The sequence below is a fragment of the Methylophaga nitratireducenticrescens genome, assembly GCF_000260985.4.
Taxonomy (GTDB): Bacteria; Pseudomonadota; Gammaproteobacteria; order Nitrosococcales; family Methylophagaceae; genus Methylophaga; species Methylophaga nitratireducenticrescens.
Window position 1 is genome coordinate 2,385,236 of sequence record NC_017857.3, and the last position, 19,434, is coordinate 2,404,669.

General features: G+C 43.9%; 17 protein-coding genes and 3 tRNA genes. 8 read left to right on the forward strand and 12 right to left on the reverse strand.

Annotated elements, in window-relative coordinates:
• Positions 1 to 55: 55 nt before the first annotated feature.
• Positions 56 to 928 carry an NAD(+) kinase gene (locus tag Q7A_RS11310; RefSeq protein WP_014707721.1) on the forward strand — a complete coding sequence of 291 codons (873 nt, stop codon included), beginning with the start codon at positions 56 to 58 and terminating at the stop codon, positions 926 to 928.
• A complete protein-coding gene (gene recN, locus Q7A_RS11315; RefSeq protein ID WP_014707722.1) occupies positions 922 to 2,595 on the forward strand; it encodes a DNA repair protein RecN in 1,674 nt (557 codons plus the stop codon). The genes Q7A_RS11310 and recN overlap by 7 nt, the downstream gene beginning before the upstream one ends.
• A gap of 6 nt (positions 2,596 to 2,601) precedes the next feature.
• Here the strand turns inward: recN and fur are convergent, their stop codons facing one another.
• A complete protein-coding gene (fur, locus tag Q7A_RS11320) occupies positions 2,602 to 3,018 on the reverse strand; it encodes a ferric iron uptake transcriptional regulator (RefSeq protein WP_014707723.1) in 417 nt (138 codons plus the stop codon).
• Positions 3,019 to 3,095: 77 nt separating this feature from the next.
• On the opposite strand from fur, the gene Q7A_RS11325 reads away from it, so the two are divergent.
• Positions 3,096 to 3,674: an outer membrane protein assembly factor BamE gene (locus Q7A_RS11325; RefSeq protein ID WP_014707724.1), complete on the forward strand. Its 579-nt coding sequence runs from the start codon at positions 3,096 to 3,098 to the stop codon at positions 3,672 to 3,674.
• A gap of 18 nt (positions 3,675 to 3,692) precedes the next feature.
• On the opposite strand, the gene Q7A_RS11330 is transcribed toward Q7A_RS11325, so the two are convergent.
• The 5 genes from Q7A_RS11330 to Q7A_RS11350 form a co-directional block, all read right to left on the reverse strand.
• Entirely contained in the window at positions 3,693 to 4,319 is a 627-nt protein-coding gene (locus Q7A_RS11330; protein WP_014707725.1) for a carbonic anhydrase, read from the reverse strand.
• A 3-nt stretch (positions 4,320 to 4,322) separates the two neighbouring features.
• Complete coding sequence (locus Q7A_RS11335) at positions 4,323 to 4,964, reverse strand: MBL fold metallo-hydrolase (RefSeq protein ID WP_014707726.1); 642 nt, start codon at positions 4,962 to 4,964, stop codon at positions 4,323 to 4,325.
• A 73-nt stretch (positions 4,965 to 5,037) separates the two neighbouring features.
• The gene (locus Q7A_RS11340) at positions 5,038 to 6,165 is read right to left on the reverse strand and encodes a hypothetical protein (protein WP_014707727.1); all 1,128 of its coding nucleotides are present in this window, start codon (positions 6,163 to 6,165) and stop codon (positions 5,038 to 5,040) included.
• 204 nt (positions 6,166 to 6,369) lie between these two features.
• A complete protein-coding gene (locus Q7A_RS11345; protein WP_014707728.1) occupies positions 6,370 to 6,786 on the reverse strand; it encodes a hypothetical protein in 417 nt (138 codons plus the stop codon).
• A gap of 72 nt (positions 6,787 to 6,858) precedes the next feature.
• The gene (locus tag Q7A_RS11350; protein WP_014707729.1) at positions 6,859 to 9,252 is read right to left on the reverse strand and encodes a Lon protease family protein; all 2,394 of its coding nucleotides are present in this window, start codon (positions 9,250 to 9,252) and stop codon (positions 6,859 to 6,861) included.
• An 82-nt stretch (positions 9,253 to 9,334) separates the two neighbouring features.
• On the opposite strand from Q7A_RS11350, the gene Q7A_RS11355 reads away from it, so the two are divergent.
• Positions 9,335 to 9,640 (forward strand): PilZ domain-containing protein, encoded by a 306-nt coding sequence (locus Q7A_RS11355; RefSeq protein WP_014707730.1) that lies wholly within the window; start codon positions 9,335 to 9,337, stop codon positions 9,638 to 9,640.
• 7 nt (positions 9,641 to 9,647) lie between these two features.
• Here the strand turns inward: Q7A_RS11355 and coq7 are convergent, their stop codons facing one another.
• The 4 genes from coq7 to Q7A_RS11375 form a co-directional block, all read right to left on the reverse strand.
• The gene (gene coq7 / locus Q7A_RS11360) at positions 9,648 to 10,292 is read right to left on the reverse strand and encodes a 2-polyprenyl-3-methyl-6-methoxy-1,4-benzoquinone monooxygenase (protein WP_014707731.1); all 645 of its coding nucleotides are present in this window, start codon (positions 10,290 to 10,292) and stop codon (positions 9,648 to 9,650) included.
• Positions 10,293 to 10,310: 18 nt separating this feature from the next.
• Positions 10,311 to 11,381, reverse strand: coding sequence for a GGDEF domain-containing protein (locus Q7A_RS11365; protein WP_014707732.1), 1,071 nt, complete (start codon positions 11,379 to 11,381; stop codon positions 10,311 to 10,313).
• Between the two features lie 85 nt (positions 11,382 to 11,466).
• On the reverse strand, positions 11,467 to 12,420 hold the full coding sequence (locus Q7A_RS11370) for a chemotaxis protein (protein WP_014707733.1): 954 nt from the start codon (positions 12,418 to 12,420) through the stop codon (positions 11,467 to 11,469).
• Positions 12,421 to 12,628: 208 nt separating this feature from the next.
• Positions 12,629 to 12,715, reverse strand: a tRNA-Leu gene (locus Q7A_RS11375).
• 40 nt (positions 12,716 to 12,755) lie between these two features.
• Between Q7A_RS11375 and rnr the strand changes: the two genes are divergently transcribed.
• From rnr to Q7A_RS11390, 3 genes are all read left to right on the forward strand, one after another.
• On the forward strand, positions 12,756 to 14,924 hold the full coding sequence (gene rnr, locus Q7A_RS11380; RefSeq protein ID WP_014707734.1) for a ribonuclease R: 2,169 nt from the start codon (positions 12,756 to 12,758) through the stop codon (positions 14,922 to 14,924).
• Positions 14,925 to 15,025: 101 nt separating this feature from the next.
• A tRNA-His gene (locus Q7A_RS11385) sits at positions 15,026 to 15,101 on the forward strand.
• A gap of 122 nt (positions 15,102 to 15,223) precedes the next feature.
• Positions 15,224 to 15,299, forward strand: a tRNA-Thr gene (locus tag Q7A_RS11390).
• A 259-nt stretch (positions 15,300 to 15,558) separates the two neighbouring features.
• Here the strand turns inward: Q7A_RS11390 and Q7A_RS11395 are convergent.
• Positions 15,559 to 17,139: a methyl-accepting chemotaxis protein gene (locus Q7A_RS11395; RefSeq protein ID WP_014707735.1), complete on the reverse strand. Its 1,581-nt coding sequence runs from the start codon at positions 17,137 to 17,139 to the stop codon at positions 15,559 to 15,561.
• A 466-nt stretch (positions 17,140 to 17,605) separates the two neighbouring features.
• Between Q7A_RS11395 and gdhA the strand changes: the two genes are divergently transcribed.
• A complete protein-coding gene (gdhA, locus tag Q7A_RS11400) occupies positions 17,606 to 18,958 on the forward strand; it encodes an NADP-specific glutamate dehydrogenase (protein WP_014707736.1) in 1,353 nt (450 codons plus the stop codon).
• Between the two features lie 146 nt (positions 18,959 to 19,104).
• On the opposite strand, the gene Q7A_RS11405 is transcribed toward gdhA, so the two are convergent.
• Positions 19,105 to 19,338, reverse strand: a complete 234-nt coding sequence (locus tag Q7A_RS11405; RefSeq protein WP_169712030.1) for a hypothetical protein — start codon at positions 19,336 to 19,338, stop codon at positions 19,105 to 19,107.
• Positions 19,339 to 19,434: the final 96 nt, after the last annotated feature.

Below are 19,434 nucleotides of genomic sequence, written 5' to 3' on the forward strand. Positions count from 1 at the left end.
GACAAAACCATTACCATCAACAGACCATTTTTGATAAAACTCAATTGCAAATTCGATGAAGAAAAACACATTTAAACGTATCGGCTTGTTTATCCGCAAAGATGATCCTGTATTGGAAACAGCCCTGATTCAAGTCAGTGAATTCTTAAACTCCAGAAATTTACAGATATTCAGTAACGAGCCCATGAGTTTTCTCCCTGGTTTAGAAGTGATTTCAATCGCGGATTTCCCTTTAAAATGTGATTTGACCATTGCTATTGGTGGTGATGGAACAATGCTCTCGGCTTCACGGGCACTAGCGGGTACTGAATTACCAATCGTCGGAGTCAATGTGGGTCGACTGGGATTTTTAGCTGATGTGATATTGAATAATCTGCAAGCTCAGTTAGCAAGGATTCTGGACGGCCAATATCGTCATGATCGTCGTTTTCTGATAGAAGCCCATTTGAATAGTGCTGAGGAGCCTATCAGTATCGCGATGAATGATGTGGTGATACATTCTTATCAAAGCTTGCATATGATTGAGTTTGAAACGCATATTAACGGACGTTTTTTAAACAGCCAACGTGCTGATGGATTGGTCATTGCAACCCCAACAGGATCAACCGCTTACGCAATGTCAGCGGGAGGTCCTATACTGGATGTGGACTTGGATGTATTAGTTTTAGCTTCAGTATGTCCACATACCCTTAGTAACCGTCCTTTAGTGATAGCAGCCAGTAGTGTTATTGATATTACCTTGAGTGAAAAAAATATTACGACAGCTATGGTCACCTGCGATGGCCGACCAGGTCATTTATTGGAACCTGGCGACAGTATTCGTATTCTCCGTCATCCAAATCGAAGTGACTTACTGCACCTTGAAGATCACGATCATTATTCAATTTTGCGTGCCAAACTGGAATGGGGCCGAAAACTGACATGTTGATAGCGTTAACCGTTCGCCAGCTGGCGGTAGTAGAAGATTTATCCTTAACCTTTAAATCCGGCATGACGTCACTAACGGGTGAAACGGGTGCCGGAAAGTCCATTCTGGTTGATGCGTTAGGCCTCGTACTGGGTGATCGTGCCGACTCAAATATGGTACGCCATGGAAGTGAACGTGCTGAAATTGAGGCCAGTTTTGATATCAGCAACAACATACCACTTCAACAGTGGCTCAAAGAACAAGAACTTGATGACGAAGATCAATGTCACCTGCGCCGCACAATCAGCCGTGACGGTCGCTCCAAAGCATATATCAACGCACGACAGGTTCCATTAACCCAACTGCGCAACATCAGTGAATTAAGTGTTGATATTCATGGTCAGCATGAACACCAATCCTTGTTACGCACTGAGACTCAGCGCGAGCTTCTGGATATTGTCGCTAACAATAAAGCACTCCTTAAATCGTTAAAACAAGCCTATGCCGAGTGGCAAAAGAACCAGCAACAACTGGCTGCAATCCGTCAACAATCTGAACAGCAACTGGCACGTCAAGAGTTATTGAACTACCAGGTCAGTGAGCTGGAACCATTGGAGCTTACAGACGACAGTATCAACCTACTGCTGCAGGAACAGCAACAGCTTGCACATGCCGCTCAACTTCTCCATATCAGCGAATCGACACTACATAACTTATTTGAGCAAGAGCATGGTGCGGCTTATGATCTGATTGGTTCAGCGCTGACCGAGCTGGAAAAGCTACAACAATACGAACCACGCTTTACCGAGATCATTGAGACATTGAATAGTGCGGCAATCAATCTTGATGAAACGGCCACTTCGCTACGTCATTATTTGGACAGTACGGATCTGGATCCGGCGAGGCTGGAAGCTGTTGAAGATCAGTTAGCCGTGTTACATGATCTAGCGCGTAAACATCATGTTGAAATTGAGGCATTACCTGCCCATTATCAGGCTTTGTGTAATGAATTGGACAGCCTGTCCATATCCCAGCAAAATCAGACAGACCTGTCTCAGCAAATCAAAACCCAAGAAAAGTTATGCCTGGATTTATCGGCACAGATTCGGGCAAACAGAGTAAAACATGCCAAACCTCTGGCAGAGACCATCACCCAGTCCATACAACAACTGGCCATTCCAGCTGGCCGCATAGAATTTGTTATCAGCCCCCTTGAAGATGGCAAATTCAGTGAACATGGTGCGGAGCATATTCAACTACAGGTCAGTACCAATCCCGGCCAGCCGGCAGGAGAATTAGGCAAAATTGCATCGGGAGGTGAATTGGCGCGAATAAGCCTGGCCATTCAGGTAGTCACGGCAGGAAAACGTAGCGTTCCTACGTTAATATTTGATGAAGTTGATGTGGGAATAGGTGGCGGTGTTGCTGAAATTGTTGGCCAACATCTCAAACTACTGGCAACTACCCAGCAGGTGATTTGTATTACACATTTACCTCAAGTTGCTGCACAAGCCCATCAGCAACTACAGGTCACAAAAATTCTGGGTAAAGATAAAACACATACAGAAATCAGCGAACTTGATCGCGCACAAAGAGTTGAAGAAATTGCTCGAATGTTGGGGGGAATGAACCTGACCCAGAAAACTCGTTCACATGCTGAAGAGATGCTGGATCAGGGACAAAGCTAATTTATATTATTTTTTGCAGTCTTCACGATTGCAAATGCCATAAATGTACAAGCTGTGGTCGGTCATTTCAAACCCATTTGCCTTGGCAATCTCTCTTTGCCGCTCTTCAATCACTTCATCATAGAACTCAATAATGCGATTACATTTTACGCAAAACAGATGATCATGATGTTCACCATCTTCCAATTCAAAAACTGCATGTCCGCCATCAATATTCAGCCGCGAAACCAATCCCGCACCTTCAAATTGAGTAAGCACCCTATAGACGGTTGCAAGGCCAATTTCCTCTCCCATTTCCAGCAACGCCTTATAGACATCTTCTGCACTTAAATGGCGTTGTTTTGAACGTTCAAGAATCTCCAGCACCTTCAATCGTGGCAGAGTAATTTTCAATCCCGCTTTTCTTAAATCTTGTCTTTCCATTATTATTGTTGCCTCGTAGAATAGTTACGAATAGCGTATCATCGCACTTTGGTCATCAACACAGAAACAAATACTAAATGAAAAGCCTGCTTATTTATAGCCTTTCCTTGGTTATTCTCACTCTCAGCGCCTGTAGCAAAGATAAAATCCCTGGTGTTTATCGAATTGATATTCAGCAAGGCAACCAGGTTACTCAGGAAATGCTCAGCAAGCTCGAACGAGGTATGACAAAAAGTCAGGTTTCTTTTGTGATGGGAACACCGATGTTAATTGATGTTTTCCACCCTAACCGCTGGGATTATCTATACAGTTTTCATCCAGGAAATGGTACTCGTGAACAGCGTAGAATCACTTTATATTTTGATGATGCAGAAACTCTTGATTATATTGATGGCAATACCCAGATTGTTGAAAACATTCAATTAACTGAAGAACAGCGGACTGATACAAATGTAGTTGTCCCCCTAAACGAGAAGAAAACAGGTCTCTTCAACAGCATATTTAATATGTTTGGTCTGGGCGAAGATGAAGCAGAAATTATCGAAGATGATAACGAAACTGATGCAGCTGAGGAAAAGCAGAAAGAAGCACTGCCGGAAAACTCAGATGATTCAATGGGAAATCAGCCTGCGGGCCAACTCCCAGATATCCAATAGGTTCTTCAAACGCAAATTCTAAACCGGTTCAAACAAGCCGGTTTGGGAATTAAAGCAAAATAACTCTCCAGCAGCCAAATCAAAATACCAGCCGTGTAAGGTCAAACGACCCTCTTCAACACGCTCACGAACGCATTCAAAACTCATCAGGTTTTCCAGGGACACAAGCACTGCACGCTGCTCACAGGCCTTTAACTGACTGGCTTCATCGTCCTTCATATTTTGACTTTTAACCCAGTCCTTTGCCGGTTGAGCTATTGAAACCCACTGATGGATGAATTTAGAGCTCTGTTGAGCTTCATCTTGCCATAAAGCACGGATACCACCACAATTCGCGTGCCCCATTACGATAATATTCTCAACCTGCAGATTATCCACTGCAAACTCAAGTGCTGAACTGGTGCCATGATGCAACCCATCATGTTCACAAGGAGGAACCAGATTGGCGACATTCCTGACGGTAAACAAATCGCCTGGATCACAATCTGTCAAAATGGCCGGGTCAACACGAGAGTCAGAGCAACCAACCATTAAGGTTTTTGCGGGTTGTCCCGTTTTCATACTGGCATAAAGACGCGTGTCCTGACCAAAATAATGTTTTTTAAAACGCTGAAAACCTTCAATTAATCTATCTGTATTAGCCATTATTTATGCATGTCTCAAAAACGTTAAAAAAGGATTATATTGTTTTTCATAGGCAAGCGTTGTGACCGGACCATGACCACTATGCATGCGTAAATGCCCGGGCAATTGCATTAACCGTTGTAAACTTTGCTGCATTATAGCCGGATTCCCCATTGGTAGATCAGTGCGTCCAACACTACCAAAAAACAATGTGTCACCGACAAAAATATCCTGCTCGTCATAATAACAACCCTGCCCTGGAGTATGTCCCGGGGTCGATATAAACCTCAGTTTGGTATCCCCCAAGTGAATGTCATCACCATCGTCGACAAAATGATCAATTCGTCCACATGGTCGATTAAATGATGGCTGACCAAACCAATCCCCCTGAACCGGCAAAGTCTCAAATAATGGAAGCTCTTTTCGCGGTAAGTAGGTAGGCACATCAAATTGCGATTGTAAGGCAACCAAGCCTCCTGCATGGTCCAGATGGCCATGTGTTAACAATATCTTCTGGATGCGGGGTCGAGGATTGATTGACAGTAACTTTTGCACTAATTCATCTGTTTCGCCGGTATCAATAATAGCTGCATCACCAGTCGTTTCATCCTCAATTAAATAGGTATTCACCTGAAATGCACCAACGGTAAAGCAGGTGATTTTCATCCTGTATGATTCTCCCAAAAAAAAACAGCTGGTCGGTTAAACCAGCTGTTTTAATAATGACATTTAAGACGTGTTATTTATCTTTGTTTTTCTGTGCTTCACGCGCTAAACGCATATTGTTTTCAAACCAATCACGTTTAATTTTTTGAGTACGTGCCAGACTGATATTAGCCTCATACCATTTCTTTTTGATATCCGCATGTGGATCGGGATGCAGATTCGCTTCATACCATTTTTGATGGCTTTCACGAGCGGCCTGCAAATTGGCTTCATACCATTTTTTATCACTGGCAGTCTGCTCATCACTGAATTCATACCAATGTTTATCCGTTGGTGTCTGATCCAGATTGGCTTCATACCACTTGCTATGCTGTTCACGAAATTTTGCCAGATTAGCTTCTTGAAAGCGTTTTTTCCAGTCAGTATCTCCCGCTTCTTTGAACTCATACCAGTGTTTATCCGTTGGCGTCTTGTCAAGATTCGCCTCATACCAGTGGCGGTTTGCTCTAACCATTTCTATTGCTGAACGCAAATTGGCTTCATACCATTTCTTCTTGGTATCAAGATGCTTCACCATATTGGCTTCATACCAATGCGTATCACGCTGTTGGGCTGGACGCTGATTAGCCTCATACCATTTGGAGTTTTCCCGAGCAACATGGGTATTGTAGGCAAACCAATCGCGTTTGATTTGTTGAGTACGTGCCAGACTGATATTAGCCTCATACCATTTCTTTTTGATATCCGCATGTGGATCGGGATGCAGATTCGCTTCATACCATTTTTGATGGCTTTCACGGGCGGCTTGCAAATTGGCTTCGTACCACTTTTTATCACTTGCTGTTTGTTCATCACTGAACTCATACCAGTGTTTATCCGTTGGCGTTTGATCCAAATTGGCTTCGTACCATTTGCTATGCTGCTCACGGAATTTTGCCAGATTAGCCTGTTGCCAGCGTTTTTTGAGATCACTGTATTGTGATTCGGCAAATTCATACCAATGAGTTTCGGTGGGCGTATTATCCAGATTTGCTTCATACCAATGACGGTTTGCCCGCACTGCAGCAACAGCACTGCGGAGATTCGCTTCATACCACTTTTTCTTGGTATCAAGATGCTTCACCATATTGGCTTCATACCACGGCCGATCAGAATGTTTAACTGGATTCTGTGCCGCTTTGTACCAAGGCAGTTTTTTCATTTTATCTCTCACTGCGTTTGCGGATTGCAATTTAGCTTTAATACTCTCTGTCGTTACGTGATTGCTCTCGTACCACTTTGTTTTAATATCTATTGTGCTACTCATTGTGTTTACCTCTCTGGGTAGTTTTACAATTCGATACTACCCCAGAAGTGAATCCTTCCACAAGTAAAACCGAAACAATGAGACATCCAGAATACGTATTTATTCAAAGCAATGTTTTTCTGCCTTTACCCGTTGCAACATCGATATTTTCTGTTCAATCAGCTGAGTGCGTCTGGCTTCTTTTTCATCTATTAGAGACGAATATCCCAGATAAGCCAACCCAAGCCATCCTTCCACAACCGGAATCGTATCAAAAGCAATTAATGTCGCGGCCAGTTTATTACTGCCATCATCATAAAAGCCGGGCTTGTAACTGTAACGATATGGATGAAGCTGATTGATCGCACCATCAATTTCAACGCAGCTATGCTTACGGATTTCATCAGTAATTTCCACTACCGGCGGTTCATAATAAATTGGCTCAGTTGGTACGGGGACAGGTGTTAACGCCTGTACTGGTAACACCATAAATCCAAACATCAAACCTAATGACTTGAGAAAAAATTGATTTTTCATAGCTGACATACCTATACAATTTTTGCGTGTTTGCCTGTAGAGGTTAACGGCTGGCCTGACCGTAACTATAGCCTAATCATTTGCTTCATGGCTGCTGTCCTTATCATGCTTGTGCAGTTCCGCCCAATTGGCCAGTCTTGCCGCGACAGCGCCATTAAAACTGTTTTCACGATAATTGCCATGTTCGTCTGCCGTGCCAGCCTCATATTCACTCAGCACGTTGATAGCATCGCTGATGTCATCAACAACATAAATATGAAACAGACCATTCTCAACGGATTGTCTGACTTCGGGTTTTAGCATCAAATGCTGCATGTTACTGCGGGGAATAATCACACCTTGTGTGCCGGTCATTCCCACCAGACAACAGACATCATAAAAGCCCTCAATCTTTTCATTAACGCCACCGATAGCCTGAACCTGCCCGAACTGGTTCATTGACCCGGTAATCGCGATAGACTGTTTAAGTGGAATTCTGGCAATTGAAGATAATAAAGCACACAGTTCAGCGACCGTTGCACTATCGCCATCGATCTCACCGTAATTCTGTTCAAATACAATACTGGCAGCCATTGATAGCGGTTTATCTGCCGCATAAAAAGAACCCAGATAAGCAGCCAGAATCATCACGCCTTTTGCATGCAGGTTGCCCCCCAGCTCCACTTCCCTTTCAATATCTATAATCGCATCATCACCATATCGACAACTCGCAGTGATGCGGGTAGGTTCGCCAAAATGAAAACTGCCGATGCTCAATACCGATAAGCCATTGACCTGACCGATACGCTTGCCATTCACATCCAGTTGAATAATCTGCCGCTGGATTTGCTGATACACCACTGAACGAACGCGACCCACCCGTCTAAGACGCTGCTGCCAGGCGTGATTCACCGCATCAGCGGTAATTTCAGCCTGTTGGTATTTGCGAGTCCAATAGGCGGCTTCACGCAACAGGTCAGTCATATCGGCAATATGCAGCGACATCTGTTGACCATCATTAATTGATCTCGCGGCATATTCGATCATTAATGCCACTGCACCCTGTTGCAAAGCGGGCAAATGCTCATTCATTGCAGTCGAAGCAATCAATTTTGCCATTTGCATATGTGTTTCAGCTGTACGCGGTAATTCATCTTCCAAATCAGCCAGCACTTTAAATAATCCGGCAAACTCGGGATCCAATTCATAAAGCTGATAATAAAGATCCCGGTTCCCCAGTAGAATGACTTTGGCTGAAAGCGGGATGGGTTCAGGTTCAAGTGAAACTGTTGCCACCAGGCTATAAGTTCGTTCAAGGTTTTCCAGTGGAATTTCGGAAGCTTTTAACGCGGCCTTCAACCCTTCCCAGGCAAAAGGCTGCTCCAGAAGTTTTTCGGCATCAACAATTAAAAAGCCGCCATTGGCACGATGTAATGCCCCCGCCTTAATCAACGTAAAGTCAGTCACCAGTGCGCCCATCATCGCCATGTTTTCAACACAGCCCAATAAATTCTGATGATTTGGCTGATTGAGGTACACCACCGGTGCTCCATGCAAATCGGCATTATCCACAATCAGGTTAATCTGATAGCGCTTCAGGCAGTTATCAACATTGACATCCTCCTGCCGCTCTTCATTTTTGAGGAACATCTCGATATTCCGCTGAATATCAAATTGCATGTCATCAAAATAATTCTGTAACGCTTCGGATTTTGGATAAGCATGGCGTAAAAAATCGATTTGCCGGGTAATAACCTCTAACGCAACCTGATCATTCAGCGCGGTAATCTTATTAACCGTGTCATGTTCCCATTCATGAATTTCAATCAGGGTATCCTGCATGGACACCTGCAATTTCGCGATAGCCTCTTCTGTTTCCATTTTCTTGGCATAGGGCAGATCTTCAAAATCTTCGCCAGATAAAGGCTCACCTTCATGCTGAGCGGCAAAGGCGTAGCTGCCATCTTCCATTCTGAGCAGTACCACACCCTGTTTATCTGCTTCAGTCTGCAGCGCACCAAACAGGCGTACCCGGTGCTGGCGACTGGATTCTTCAATTGCCCGCAGTCTTCCCCGATAATATTCGTCATCAAAAGCGTGAGGTAATTGTTGCTGTAGCGCTTTGATAACCCGCTCGATATCCAGTTTTAACTGCGCACCATCACCAGCGGGTAATGACAATGATTTAGGCTGCTGAGGTAAATCAAAATTATGTAAATAAGCCCAATCTTCGGCATCAGGCCGATTTGCACTATGTTTGGTGAGATATTCGCTGACCAGCGACTTTTTACCCATTCCGGCCTCCCCCATCACATACAGGTTATAACCATCTGCTTGAATATTTGCTGCAAATTCAATTGCTTCGCGGGCTCTGTCCTGGCCAATCAAGCCTGTTAAAGGCTCCACTGTAGCGGTTGTTTTGAAGGGCAGATCAGCCGGATTGCAGCCGTGATAAAGTTGTGACGCGTTTAGTTGAGTTACAGACATGGATATCTCTGGACGAATGAACAGAACTTAGCTTAGGCTAGGGACATCTGATAGGCAACTGCATCTATAAGGGATAAAAATTATGGCAGGTCAGGATTTTGAAGAAAAACGTAATTATTTCCGAATGCGCGTCAACGGTCCGGTACAGATAAAGCGTCCGGATTCCACAGAAAGTTTTCAGGCAGAAGGAATCGATTTAAGCGCCAGCGGTTTGAGTTTGATAGCGGATGAAATGCTTAGCGAGGGGGAAATACTGGATATCAGTATTAAAAGTCATAATCCGGAGCTGGCTGACTTTGTTGCTCAGGCTGAAGTGGTCAGAGTTGAACCTTCCGAAGAACAAGCGGAACGTTTCAACATTTCATTGAAGTTTACGACAATCTATTGAAGTCAGCTTACAGCCAGTAACTGCTTCGGGTCATCACTTTCGACATTGGCTGCATGATTTTCTGCACCAGCCAGGGCAATTGAGCGCCACCGGCCGCTAAAGCAGTTTGCTGATGATGACTTTCATCTTCACGCATTTGCGCCAGAATTGAACGACTGCGCAGATCTGCATCACTCATCTTGTGGAGATGTTCATCCAGATGTTCTATAACCTGTTTTTCAGTTTCGGCAACAAACCCCAGACTCCATTTATCACCAATTTTTCCTGCTACAGCACCAATCACGAAAGAACCGACATACCACAATGGATTTAACAGGCTGGTACGGCCCTCCAGTTCATCAATACGTTTTTCGCACCATAATAAATGGTCGTTTTCTTCAGCGGCTGCCTGACGCATTGATTCTCGGACATTGGTCAGTTCCGCTGTTAATGCCTGTCCCTGATACAAGGCCTGGGCAGATACTTCACCCGCATGATTCACCCGCATCAACGCAACTGATTGCCGACGTTCATTATCGGTAAGGGTTGTTTCTTCTATATCTCTTGCCGGGTTATCTCTGCCACTCGATGGTGGGGTACCAGCCAGAGTAGTTAATGCTTTATCCAGTTCAATAATAATTTTGTCAGCCAATAATAGATTTCGGAAGCTCATATTTTTCCTGGGATTTTTTCAAAATAATTCAACGTCGGAGCTCGCTATTTTCTTCGGCTCGCTAATTTTACCTTCGGCCACGAGGGTATGGTAATTTTGTACTTGATTTCGACCTGCGTTTTTGGCGCTATACAGCGCCTCATCTGCCTGTCCAATAACATCAGTTGGCGATAATTGTGCCGAAACTTCCACAAAACCAATACTGACGGTGACCTGACCAAGCTGAGGAAAGTTATGCTCCGCCACTACCCTGCGTATTCTTTCAAAAGCCTGCATCGCATCCGTTTCATTTGCAGCTTTGAGTAACACCACAAACTCCTCGCCACCAAAACGATAAATCAGATCATCATCGCGGATAACACCAGAAGTCATCAGCCTGGCGACCAGAATGATCACTTCATCACCATATAAATGGCCGTAGGTATCATTGATGGTTTTAAACTTATCAATATCCACAACGCCCAACCAATGCTTAATAGCATAGCGACGGCGTCGCGAGTCATTGGGTGAAGCCATCAGTTTGTTGAGTTCACTGCTCTGATTGACCAGAATCTTGGTTATCTGTTCATCCAGCGTTTCCCGATTATATAAACCGGTTAATTTGTCACGTTGAGATTTATCAATCAGCGCCAGATAATTGGCATATACCCTGAGAATTCCATGAACCAGTCGTTGGTCAATGCTAGACGGTAATTCCTGGCAATGGTGGACCAGGCTGGCGAATATTTCACCATGTGAATCATACGCCGGATAAATCACATTCCAGCCATTATCTTCAGCAGGCCGATAAGAAACAATATCTTCCTTATCAATCGCTTCAGTCATTGCAGCTGTGAGCTCATCCGCCATTTCCTGATTTAGTTTGGGATGCTGTTCAGAAGATGAAATGACATCATTCACACAAAAAGCCAGCAGGCTGATATCGTGCATCAGATCATGGCGTCTGATTCTAAATAAACGTAGCGATTGTGCCGGAAACAATTCATTCAGCGTTTTGAGCAGACTTTTTTCCAAGACCTGCCGATCGTGATGTCGGGTAATTTCGGCAAGATTGTCGACAATTCGTATACTGCTATGACGATGTTGCATTATTTGTTGCCTTCAACAGTTCGGATAATCGAAAAGACTCATTTACGCTGTTTGAACAGCCTTCATATTAAAATGGTATAAAACACTAATGAGTACTTTCAATAAAACCACGAATGGTTGCAGCCAATTCACGTGGTTGAAATTTTGATACATAGGCATCTGATCCTACTCCCCGGCCCATTGCCTGATTGGCAACGGCTGTCAGGGAAGAATGCATAATGACCGGTAAATGCGCCAGGCGAGGATCCGCTTTGATTTTTTGTGTCAGTACATAGCCGTCCATCTCCGGCATTTCCACATCGGTTAACACCACTTGAATTTCCGTTGTAATGTTCCGGTTTTCCTGTTCACATTGGGTCGCCAGTTTATCGAGCATTTTCCATGCCAGTGCACCGTTCACTACGCCAACATGGCCAACACCCAACTTATCTAATGTCTGAGTAATCTGTTTACGAGCAACATTTGAATCATCGGCATATAACACTTTGTATTTCTTGCCATTTTCAATTTTTTCAATGCCTTCAAACGCAGTTTCATCATAAAAGTCACCGGTATCGGCCAGTACTTTTTCCACGTCCATGATCATGACCAGACGTTTATCCTGTAATTCAGCTACCGCGGTGACCAGCCCACCCAGTCGTTTGGAAATCAACGGAGGCGGTTCTTTAACCTGCTGCCAGCTTAAACGTTGGATAGTATCAACTGAAGTCACCAGAAAGCCCTGTACATGGGTGTTATACTCGGTGATCATCAGGATTTTTGGGGTTTCGTGAGATTTTAATTTACAAAATTTTTGCAAATTAATTATAGGCACCATATCGCCACGCAGGCTTACAAAACCTTCAATGCCATCAGGCATTTCAGGGGCGCCGGTGATTTCAGGGACATTAAGCACTTCACGAACTTTAAACACATTTATGCCGAACAATTCATTTCGTCCGGTATCATCATTGGTGCCAAGACTGAATAGCAACACTTCAAGGTGATTTGTGCCTGCTAGTTTGGTACGCTCATCAATCGAGTCAATAAAAGTTGCCATGTCCATTCTCACTGTGCAAAGGCTGATTTTCCGTTGGGCACACTACGAATGTACCTGACACGGTATGTTAAGTTGCACAATATCGTAACCTTAAAACAGGTTCAATAGCATTAATAATCAGAATGTGGAAATGTGGAACGAGAAAGATTCACCTGAAAGGACCAATAGCAGTTAAAATGGTCTGGTGACAATAGAGAAAAATTCGGAATGGTGCCCAGGGGGAGACTCGAACTCCCACGTACATACGTACACTAGCACCTGAAGCTAGCGCGTCTACCAATTCCGCCACCTGGGCAAGAAGACGCGCATCATATAGATCGAGATAAAAACTGTCAATGACTGAACAAAACATAACTGACCCTTTTGAGGGTCGTGAAGCCGAGAAATACGATAATCCCATCCCTAGCCGTGAATTTATTCTCGAGCTCCTCAAACAACACAAAGCCCCTGTTTCCCGGAAAAATCTTTCCAAACTTCTGGACATCAAAGGGGAAGAACAAACCGAGGCACTTCGTCGCCGTTTGCGCGCCATGGAGCGCGACGGACAGATCCTGCGCAATCGCAAAAATGCTTACGGCATTGTCTCTAAAATGAATCTGGTCAGTGGCCGTGTGATGGGGCATCCCGATGGCTTTGGCTTCTTAATACCTGACGAAGGCGGTGAGGATTTATTTCTCAGCGAACGTGAAATGCGGGTGGTTTTGCATGGTGATCGTGCATTAGCCCGCATCAGCGGCACCGACCGTCGTGGTCGAAGAGAAGGCGCGATTGTTGAAATAGTTAAGCGTGCCAATCAGACTGTGGTCGGTCGCTTGCAGGAAGATGCCGGCCTCTATTATTTAATCCCGCATAATCGCCGCATCAGTCAGGATATTATGATTCCTGTTCCCGACTTAATGGATGCCAAAGACGGCCAAATCGTCGAAGCGGAAATTACTGAACATCCAAATAAGCATCGCTCACCTTTAGGCAAAATCGTTAATGTATTAGGCGATCATATGGCGCCGGGTATGGAAATCGATATTGCACTTCGCAGTTTTGAACTACCGCATGTCTGGTCTCCAAAAGCACTGGCTCAGGCTGAAAGTTTCGGTGAAACCATTCCTCAGGATGCTATTCATGATCGCCTGGACTTACGCGAGTTGCCGCTGGTCACAATAGATGGTTCAGATGCGCGTGACTTTGACGATGCGGTTTATGCTGAAAAACTGGACTCAGGTAATTGGCGTTTATGGGTAGCTATTGCTGACGTTTCCTATTACGTAAAACCTGAAGATAATCTTGATAAAGATGCCCAGGAACGCGGCACATCTGTGTACTTTCCAAGTCAGGTCATTCCAATGTTGCCTGAAGCATTATCCAATGGTTTATGTTCATTAAATCCAGAGGTTGATCGTTTATGCATGGCCTGCGAAATGATCATCAATCAGGACGGCGAAATTGAATCCTATAAATTTCATCAAGCAGTAATGAACTCCAAGGCACGGCTGATTTACGAGCAAGTTGCCAGCATTCTACAAGAAAATGATAGCGAATTACGCAATCAATACGCCCATGTCCTTCCAGGACTGGAAACCATGTATGAATTGTTTCATGTCATGCTCAAAGCTCGCGAAAAACGTGGTGCAATTGATTTTGAAATGACTGAAACGCAATTTATGTTTGATGAAAATCGGAAAATTTCATCAATCGAACCACGTCAACGTAATGATGCGCATCGATTAATTGAAGAATTCATGATTGCCGCCAACGTCGCAGCAGCAAAATATCTGCTTGCCAGCAAACTGCCGGTTTTATACCGGGTTCATGAAGTGCCATCGGTTGAAAAACTATCAGCCTTACGTGAATTTTTAGGCGAGTTAGGCTTGTTTTTAGGGGGTGGAGATGAGCCCGAACCCGGCCATTATGCCTCTTTATTGAAAACGGTCAGCAAACGCCCTGATGGTCATTTGTTACAGACAGTTATGTTACGCAGTATGAAACAAGCTGTTTATTCTCCTGATAATCTGGGTCATTTTGGTCTTGGCCTCGAAGCTTATGCCCATTTCACGTCACCGATTCGCCGCTATCCGGATTTATTAGTTCATCGTGCGATCAAGCATGCTATTACTAAACAGAAAAAGGCTACCTGGCATTATTCGGAAGAAGCCATGGTGCAACTCGGCGAACATTGTTCAATGGCCAGCCGTAGAGCTGATGAGGCAACGCGGGATGTTGCTGACTGGCTCAAGTGTGAATATATGCGTGATCGTGTTGGTGAAGTTCATGAAGGTGTTATCAGTGGTGTGACTGGTTTTGGTTTATTCGTGGAACTGAGTGATATCTACATTGAAGGTCTGGTTCATGTCACTGCACTGAAAAATGATTACTATCAGTTTGATGCCAGCGGCCATCGCTTAATGGGTGAAAGATCACGCAAATCCTATCGTTTGGGTGATTCCATTAAAGTTAAAGTGGTACGAGTCGATCTGGATGAAAAGAAAATCGACCTGGAACTGGCCTAAAGCTGAATTTCCCTTGACCAGAAAAATAAAGGCAGTACAATTGTCGACTTCCTGAAGGTCACCCAGCTAATTTCGAGTGGTTTTCTGAATAGATTTCTGTGGTGAGTGTAGCTCAGTTGGTAGAGTCCCGGATTGTGATTCCGGTTGTCGTGGGTTCGAGCCCCATCACTCACCCCATTTTTTGAAATCGACTATTTACCTCGCGACATTGAAAGTAAATAACCGATTCGGCATTATCTTTTAACAGGTGATTCATGCTTGCATGACCCCTACACTGTTTGTATAATGCGCCTCTTGTTGCCGGTGTAGCTCAGTTGGTAGAGCAACTGATTTGTAATCAGTGGGTCGTAGGTTCAAGTCCTATCTCCGGCTCCATAAAAATCAAGGCCTCAGCACTTTTAAGTTCTGGGGCTTTTTTTATGGGTCGTGGTGTTAAATGATTGTAGGCCGCCCACATGAATTGCGATCTTCGGCCACATGAACGATCTGGGCTGATTAGTCAGCAACAGGCTTAATCTCGCCTCGCTGGGCCAAACGTCTAAGCAGAACCTTTGCCATCCTCTCAGGCTGACTGCCTGCTAACTTAACCTGAGCTGCGCATAAGAAAGGAGCGCTTATGCAGATCTGAGGTTAATTATGAATTAGTTTGTTTTGCCCAGAATTGAGCAGCCAAGGATTCAAAATTTGTTGTTAAGGCCATCATGTGAGAGCTGATGGAAACAGTATTATCTGCTTCCCTAACATTATTTCCTGAAGAGTCTCTTATATTATGAATACTCTTACTTATTTCTTCAGCCACTGCACTCTGCTGCTCAACTGCAGAAGCAATTTGTGTGGTCATTTCGTTGATTTTCTGGATGACATCAAGAATATTTGCAAAGGAGCTGACTGTGTTCTGATTATGACCAACACAAGCATCCGCCTGCTTCAAACCATCACTCATCGCCTGAACAGCTGTAGCAGAATTATTTTGCAGTTTCTCCACCATTACACGAATCTCTTCAGTAGAAGTACGGGTTCTACTGGCAAGGGACCTAACCTCATCAGCAACCACAGCAAACCCACGTCCTGCATCACCCGCTCTGGCTGCTTCAATTGCAGCGTTTAAAGCCAGTAAGTTGGTTTGTTCAGAAATTTCGTTGATTACATCCAGCACGATAGCGATATCGTTACTACTTTTTTCAAGGGCTTTGATCGTTTCTGATGCCTGCTCAACATCACCTTGTAATACCTGCATCAAATCGACACTGACCTGTACAAGCTTCTTGCCCTTCTCTACCTCTTCAACCCCATTATTGGCAATTAATGTACTGTTTTGAGCATTTCGGGAAACTTCCAGAATGCTCGCCGACATTTCATTTATTGCAGCTGCAATTTGTTCAGTTTCATTAAACTGTTGCTCGGCATACACCTTTGAAGCTTTAATTGCACCGCCCAATATAAAAGTATTAGACTCCATTGTTGCAGCACTATCCGCAACACGCCCTATTAGCCCTGCCGTTTCAGATTCTAAAAATTTCATTGCCAATGCAATATCACCAAGCTCATCTCGTCGCCCGCTATAGACATACCTCGCAACTGGATCCTTTATAATCCGTCTTGCATCAATAACAAGTTCTTTCAAAGGATTTAGCAGGATGTAAATCCCTCCCAATACAACACTGATACACAACAGCGAGATAATCATAACGGATAACCAGTTATGAAGGGCTAAACTTGCCACCAGTTGAATAATCATCATGAGTGCTGATAACCCAGCTATTTTGAAGATTATTGAGAGAGAGCTGTTCAGTTCAACCGCTTTTTTTCCTTTACCCAACTTTTCATAAAGTGCTGCAGCACGATCAACATATTCTCTTTTGGGCTTTCTTCTTATTGATTGATATTCTCGTGTTCCATCATCTTTGGTTCTCGGTGTCACATAAGCATCAACCCAGTAGTGGTTGCCGTTTTTGCAACGATTTTTAACTATGCCCATCCAGGATTTATCAGATTTAACTTCCTCCCACAAAGTGGAAAATGCTGCAGGAGGCATATCTGGATGCCTTACTACATTATGGTTTTTACCTACAAGCTCATTTTCAGCAAACCCACTTATATCAACAAAGTCCTGATTGACATAAGTAATAATTCCCTTGCTATTTGTGATGGTAAATATGTTTGCATCGCTTTTGTATGCTTCTTCAATTTGCGTAACCGGTTTGTTTATCTTCATAAACTACTATAACGTCCTTGAGGGCGGGAATTGATGTAAAGAATCTTACAAGGCTCTTTTTGTTTAAACAATAGTGAGCTACATGGATGTCTCTCACAAACGGCTCTAATCGAGTCTTGATTTGGGCTTTTCAGTCACAACAGCAACGACGATGAAAGATCAAACCGACCACAGGTTCATGTAGGACACATAGACCCGCGTGTTGACATATGATGGAATAATGCTGGGGGTGCGGCACCGTACGTGGTTGCAAGTGATACAATTTCAGCCTCAAATCAAACTAGCATTCATAATGACTTTAAAAAACTAGATACCGCTATATCACTTACAACATCATAGTGTTCGATTCATCCAACAAAATTTGACGATAACGCTAATAAAATAGCTTGTTATCTCTGAGAAATTGATTGGCTTCTGTTAGATTGTATATACGAGTGTCAATTGAATAATAAACAAAGAGGTTTAAATGTCTTATATTGAGACAACCCTGAGAAATCTGCAACGCAGCAGCCCATGCCAACCTGAATTTTATCAAGCAACTGAAGAAATTCTGCAATCCATCTATCCACTGCTCGATAAAAATCCGCACTATCTGCAACAGAATATTGTAGAGCGCATTGTTGAACCGGAACGACAGATCATGTTCAGAGTTGTCTGGCAGGATGATGAAGGTAAGGTGCAGGTCAACAAGGGATACCGTGTTCAGTTCAGCTCAACCCTGGGACCCTATAAAGGTGGTATTCGTTTTCATCCTTCCGTCAATGCCAGCACAATCAAATTTCTCGGATTTGAACAGATTTTTAAAAATGCATTAACCGGCTTATCGCTTGGTGGCGGTAAGGGTGGCTCAGACTTTGATCCCAAAAACCGTTCTGATAATGAAGTAATGCGTTTCTGCCAGGCGTTTATGACTGAGTTATACCGACATATTGGTGCAACTATTGACGTACCGGCAGGAGATATTGGAGTAAGTCAGCGTGAGATTGGTTACCTTTTTGGTCAATACAAACGCTTGAATCGCCATTTTGAAGGTGTCCTGACCGGAAAAGCACTTAATTGGGGGGGCTCGCTGGTTCGGCCTGAGGCGACAGGATACGGTCTTGTCTACTTTACCGAGAATATGCTGCAAGCAAATGATGACTGCCTTGATAGCAAAAAATGTCTGGTTTCAGGTGCGGGCAATGTGGCTATTCATACTATTGAAAAATTGTATCAATGTGGAGCTTTGCCAATAACATGCTCTGATAGTACGGGTACGATTCATCACGCCAAAGGTATTGATTTAATTCTGCTTAGAGAATTGAAAGAAGAGCGACGTGGCTCCTTAATTGAGTATCTGGATTCGCATCCCGATGCTGAGTTTATACCGCGCAAAAATTATCCAAACGATGGCCATGCCGTCTGGCGCATTAAAGCTGAGGCGGCTTTCCCGTGTGCAACACAAAATGAACTCTCAGAAGCGGATGCGAAGGCTCTGTGCCAGAATGGTATTACCTGTATTGTAGAAGGTGCCAATATGCCTTGCACAGCTGAAGCACAAGCACTGATTCTCGCGGCTGGAATTCATTATGCTCCTTCCAAAGCGGCTAATGCCGGTGGCGTGGCTACAAGTCAACTGGAAATGGCCCAAAACGCCGGTATGATCCAATGGTCTTTTGCTGAAGTCGATCAACGCTTGCAAACGGTTATGAAAGATATTTATCAACGTTGCGCAGAGACAGCGATTGAATTTCATCAACCGTCTAATCTAATGCTAGGTGCCAATATAGCTGGATTTCGTAAAGTTGCGGATGCCATGCTGGAACAAGGATTGGTTTAACAACACTGGCGCTTAGTAATAAGACCCTATTTTATGGATAACCTTGAAAGACAATTATGGGATAACCGCGGGCATAATATTCGCATCATTACCCCTGACATTTCCCACCTAAGTTAAGTAGACACGGTCGAGTGAAAAATAATCTTTCAGCAACAAAGCCCTATTCCTAATGCGGTGATTGAAAGCCTGAGCAACCGGTTCGAATTCGATACAAAAAAGCCTTCAAGTGTCATTTGATGTTCAGCTTTGTTGTAGATACGAACGTTTTGATACATCAGTCTGGATAGCGTTTGCCAGCGTTCGTCGGTTAATATGAGTCTTTGCAGAGTTGTTAAACGTAAACGTTGTTTGTGGTAAAGCATATTATACTGAGTCACCATGCTGCTCAATATTTAACCCACTACAGCTCAACAGCCCCTAAAGAGACATGATGGATAGCACAAACGGAGCTTCTCACCATTTCAGTCACAGCAGGC

Coding starts and splice junctions, on each gene's coding strand:
- Q7A_RS11310 (WP_014707721.1), top strand. CDS start 56: ATGAAGAAAAACACATTTAAACGTATCGGCTTGTTTATCCGCAAAGAT.
- recN (WP_014707722.1), top strand. CDS start 922: ATGTTGATAGCGTTAACCGTTCGCCAGCTGGCGGTAGTAGAAGATTTA.
- fur (WP_014707723.1), bottom strand. CDS start 3,018: ATGGAAAGACAAGATTTAAGAAAAGCGGGATTGAAAATTACTCTGCCA.
- Q7A_RS11325 (WP_014707724.1), top strand. CDS start 3,096: ATGAAAAGCCTGCTTATTTATAGCCTTTCCTTGGTTATTCTCACTCTC.
- Q7A_RS11330 (WP_014707725.1), bottom strand. CDS start 4,319: ATGGCTAATACAGATAGATTAATTGAAGGTTTTCAGCGTTTTAAAAAA.
- Q7A_RS11335 (WP_014707726.1), bottom strand. CDS start 4,964: ATGAAAATCACCTGCTTTACCGTTGGTGCATTTCAGGTGAATACCTAT.
- Q7A_RS11340 (WP_014707727.1), bottom strand. CDS start 6,165: ATGAAAAAACTGCCTTGGTACAAAGCGGCACAGAATCCAGTTAAACAT.
- Q7A_RS11345 (WP_014707728.1), bottom strand. CDS start 6,786: ATGAAAAATCAATTTTTTCTCAAGTCATTAGGTTTGATGTTTGGATTT.
- Q7A_RS11350 (WP_014707729.1), bottom strand. CDS start 9,252: ATGTCTGTAACTCAACTAAACGCGTCACAACTTTATCACGGCTGCAAT.
- Q7A_RS11355 (WP_014707730.1), top strand. CDS start 9,335: ATGGCAGGTCAGGATTTTGAAGAAAAACGTAATTATTTCCGAATGCGC.
- coq7 (WP_014707731.1), bottom strand. CDS start 10,292: ATGAGCTTCCGAAATCTATTATTGGCTGACAAAATTATTATTGAACTG.
- Q7A_RS11365 (WP_014707732.1), bottom strand. CDS start 11,381: ATGCAACATCGTCATAGCAGTATACGAATTGTCGACAATCTTGCCGAA.
- Q7A_RS11370 (WP_014707733.1), bottom strand. CDS start 12,420: ATGGCAACTTTTATTGACTCGATTGATGAGCGTACCAAACTAGCAGGC.
- rnr (WP_014707734.1), top strand. CDS start 12,756: ATGACTGAACAAAACATAACTGACCCTTTTGAGGGTCGTGAAGCCGAG.
- Q7A_RS11395 (WP_014707735.1), bottom strand. CDS start 17,139: ATGAAGATAAACAAACCGGTTACGCAAATTGAAGAAGCATACAAAAGC.
- gdhA (WP_014707736.1), top strand. CDS start 17,606: ATGTCTTATATTGAGACAACCCTGAGAAATCTGCAACGCAGCAGCCCA.
- Q7A_RS11405 (WP_169712030.1), bottom strand. CDS start 19,338: ATGGTGACTCAGTATAATATGCTTTACCACAAACAACGTTTACGTTTA.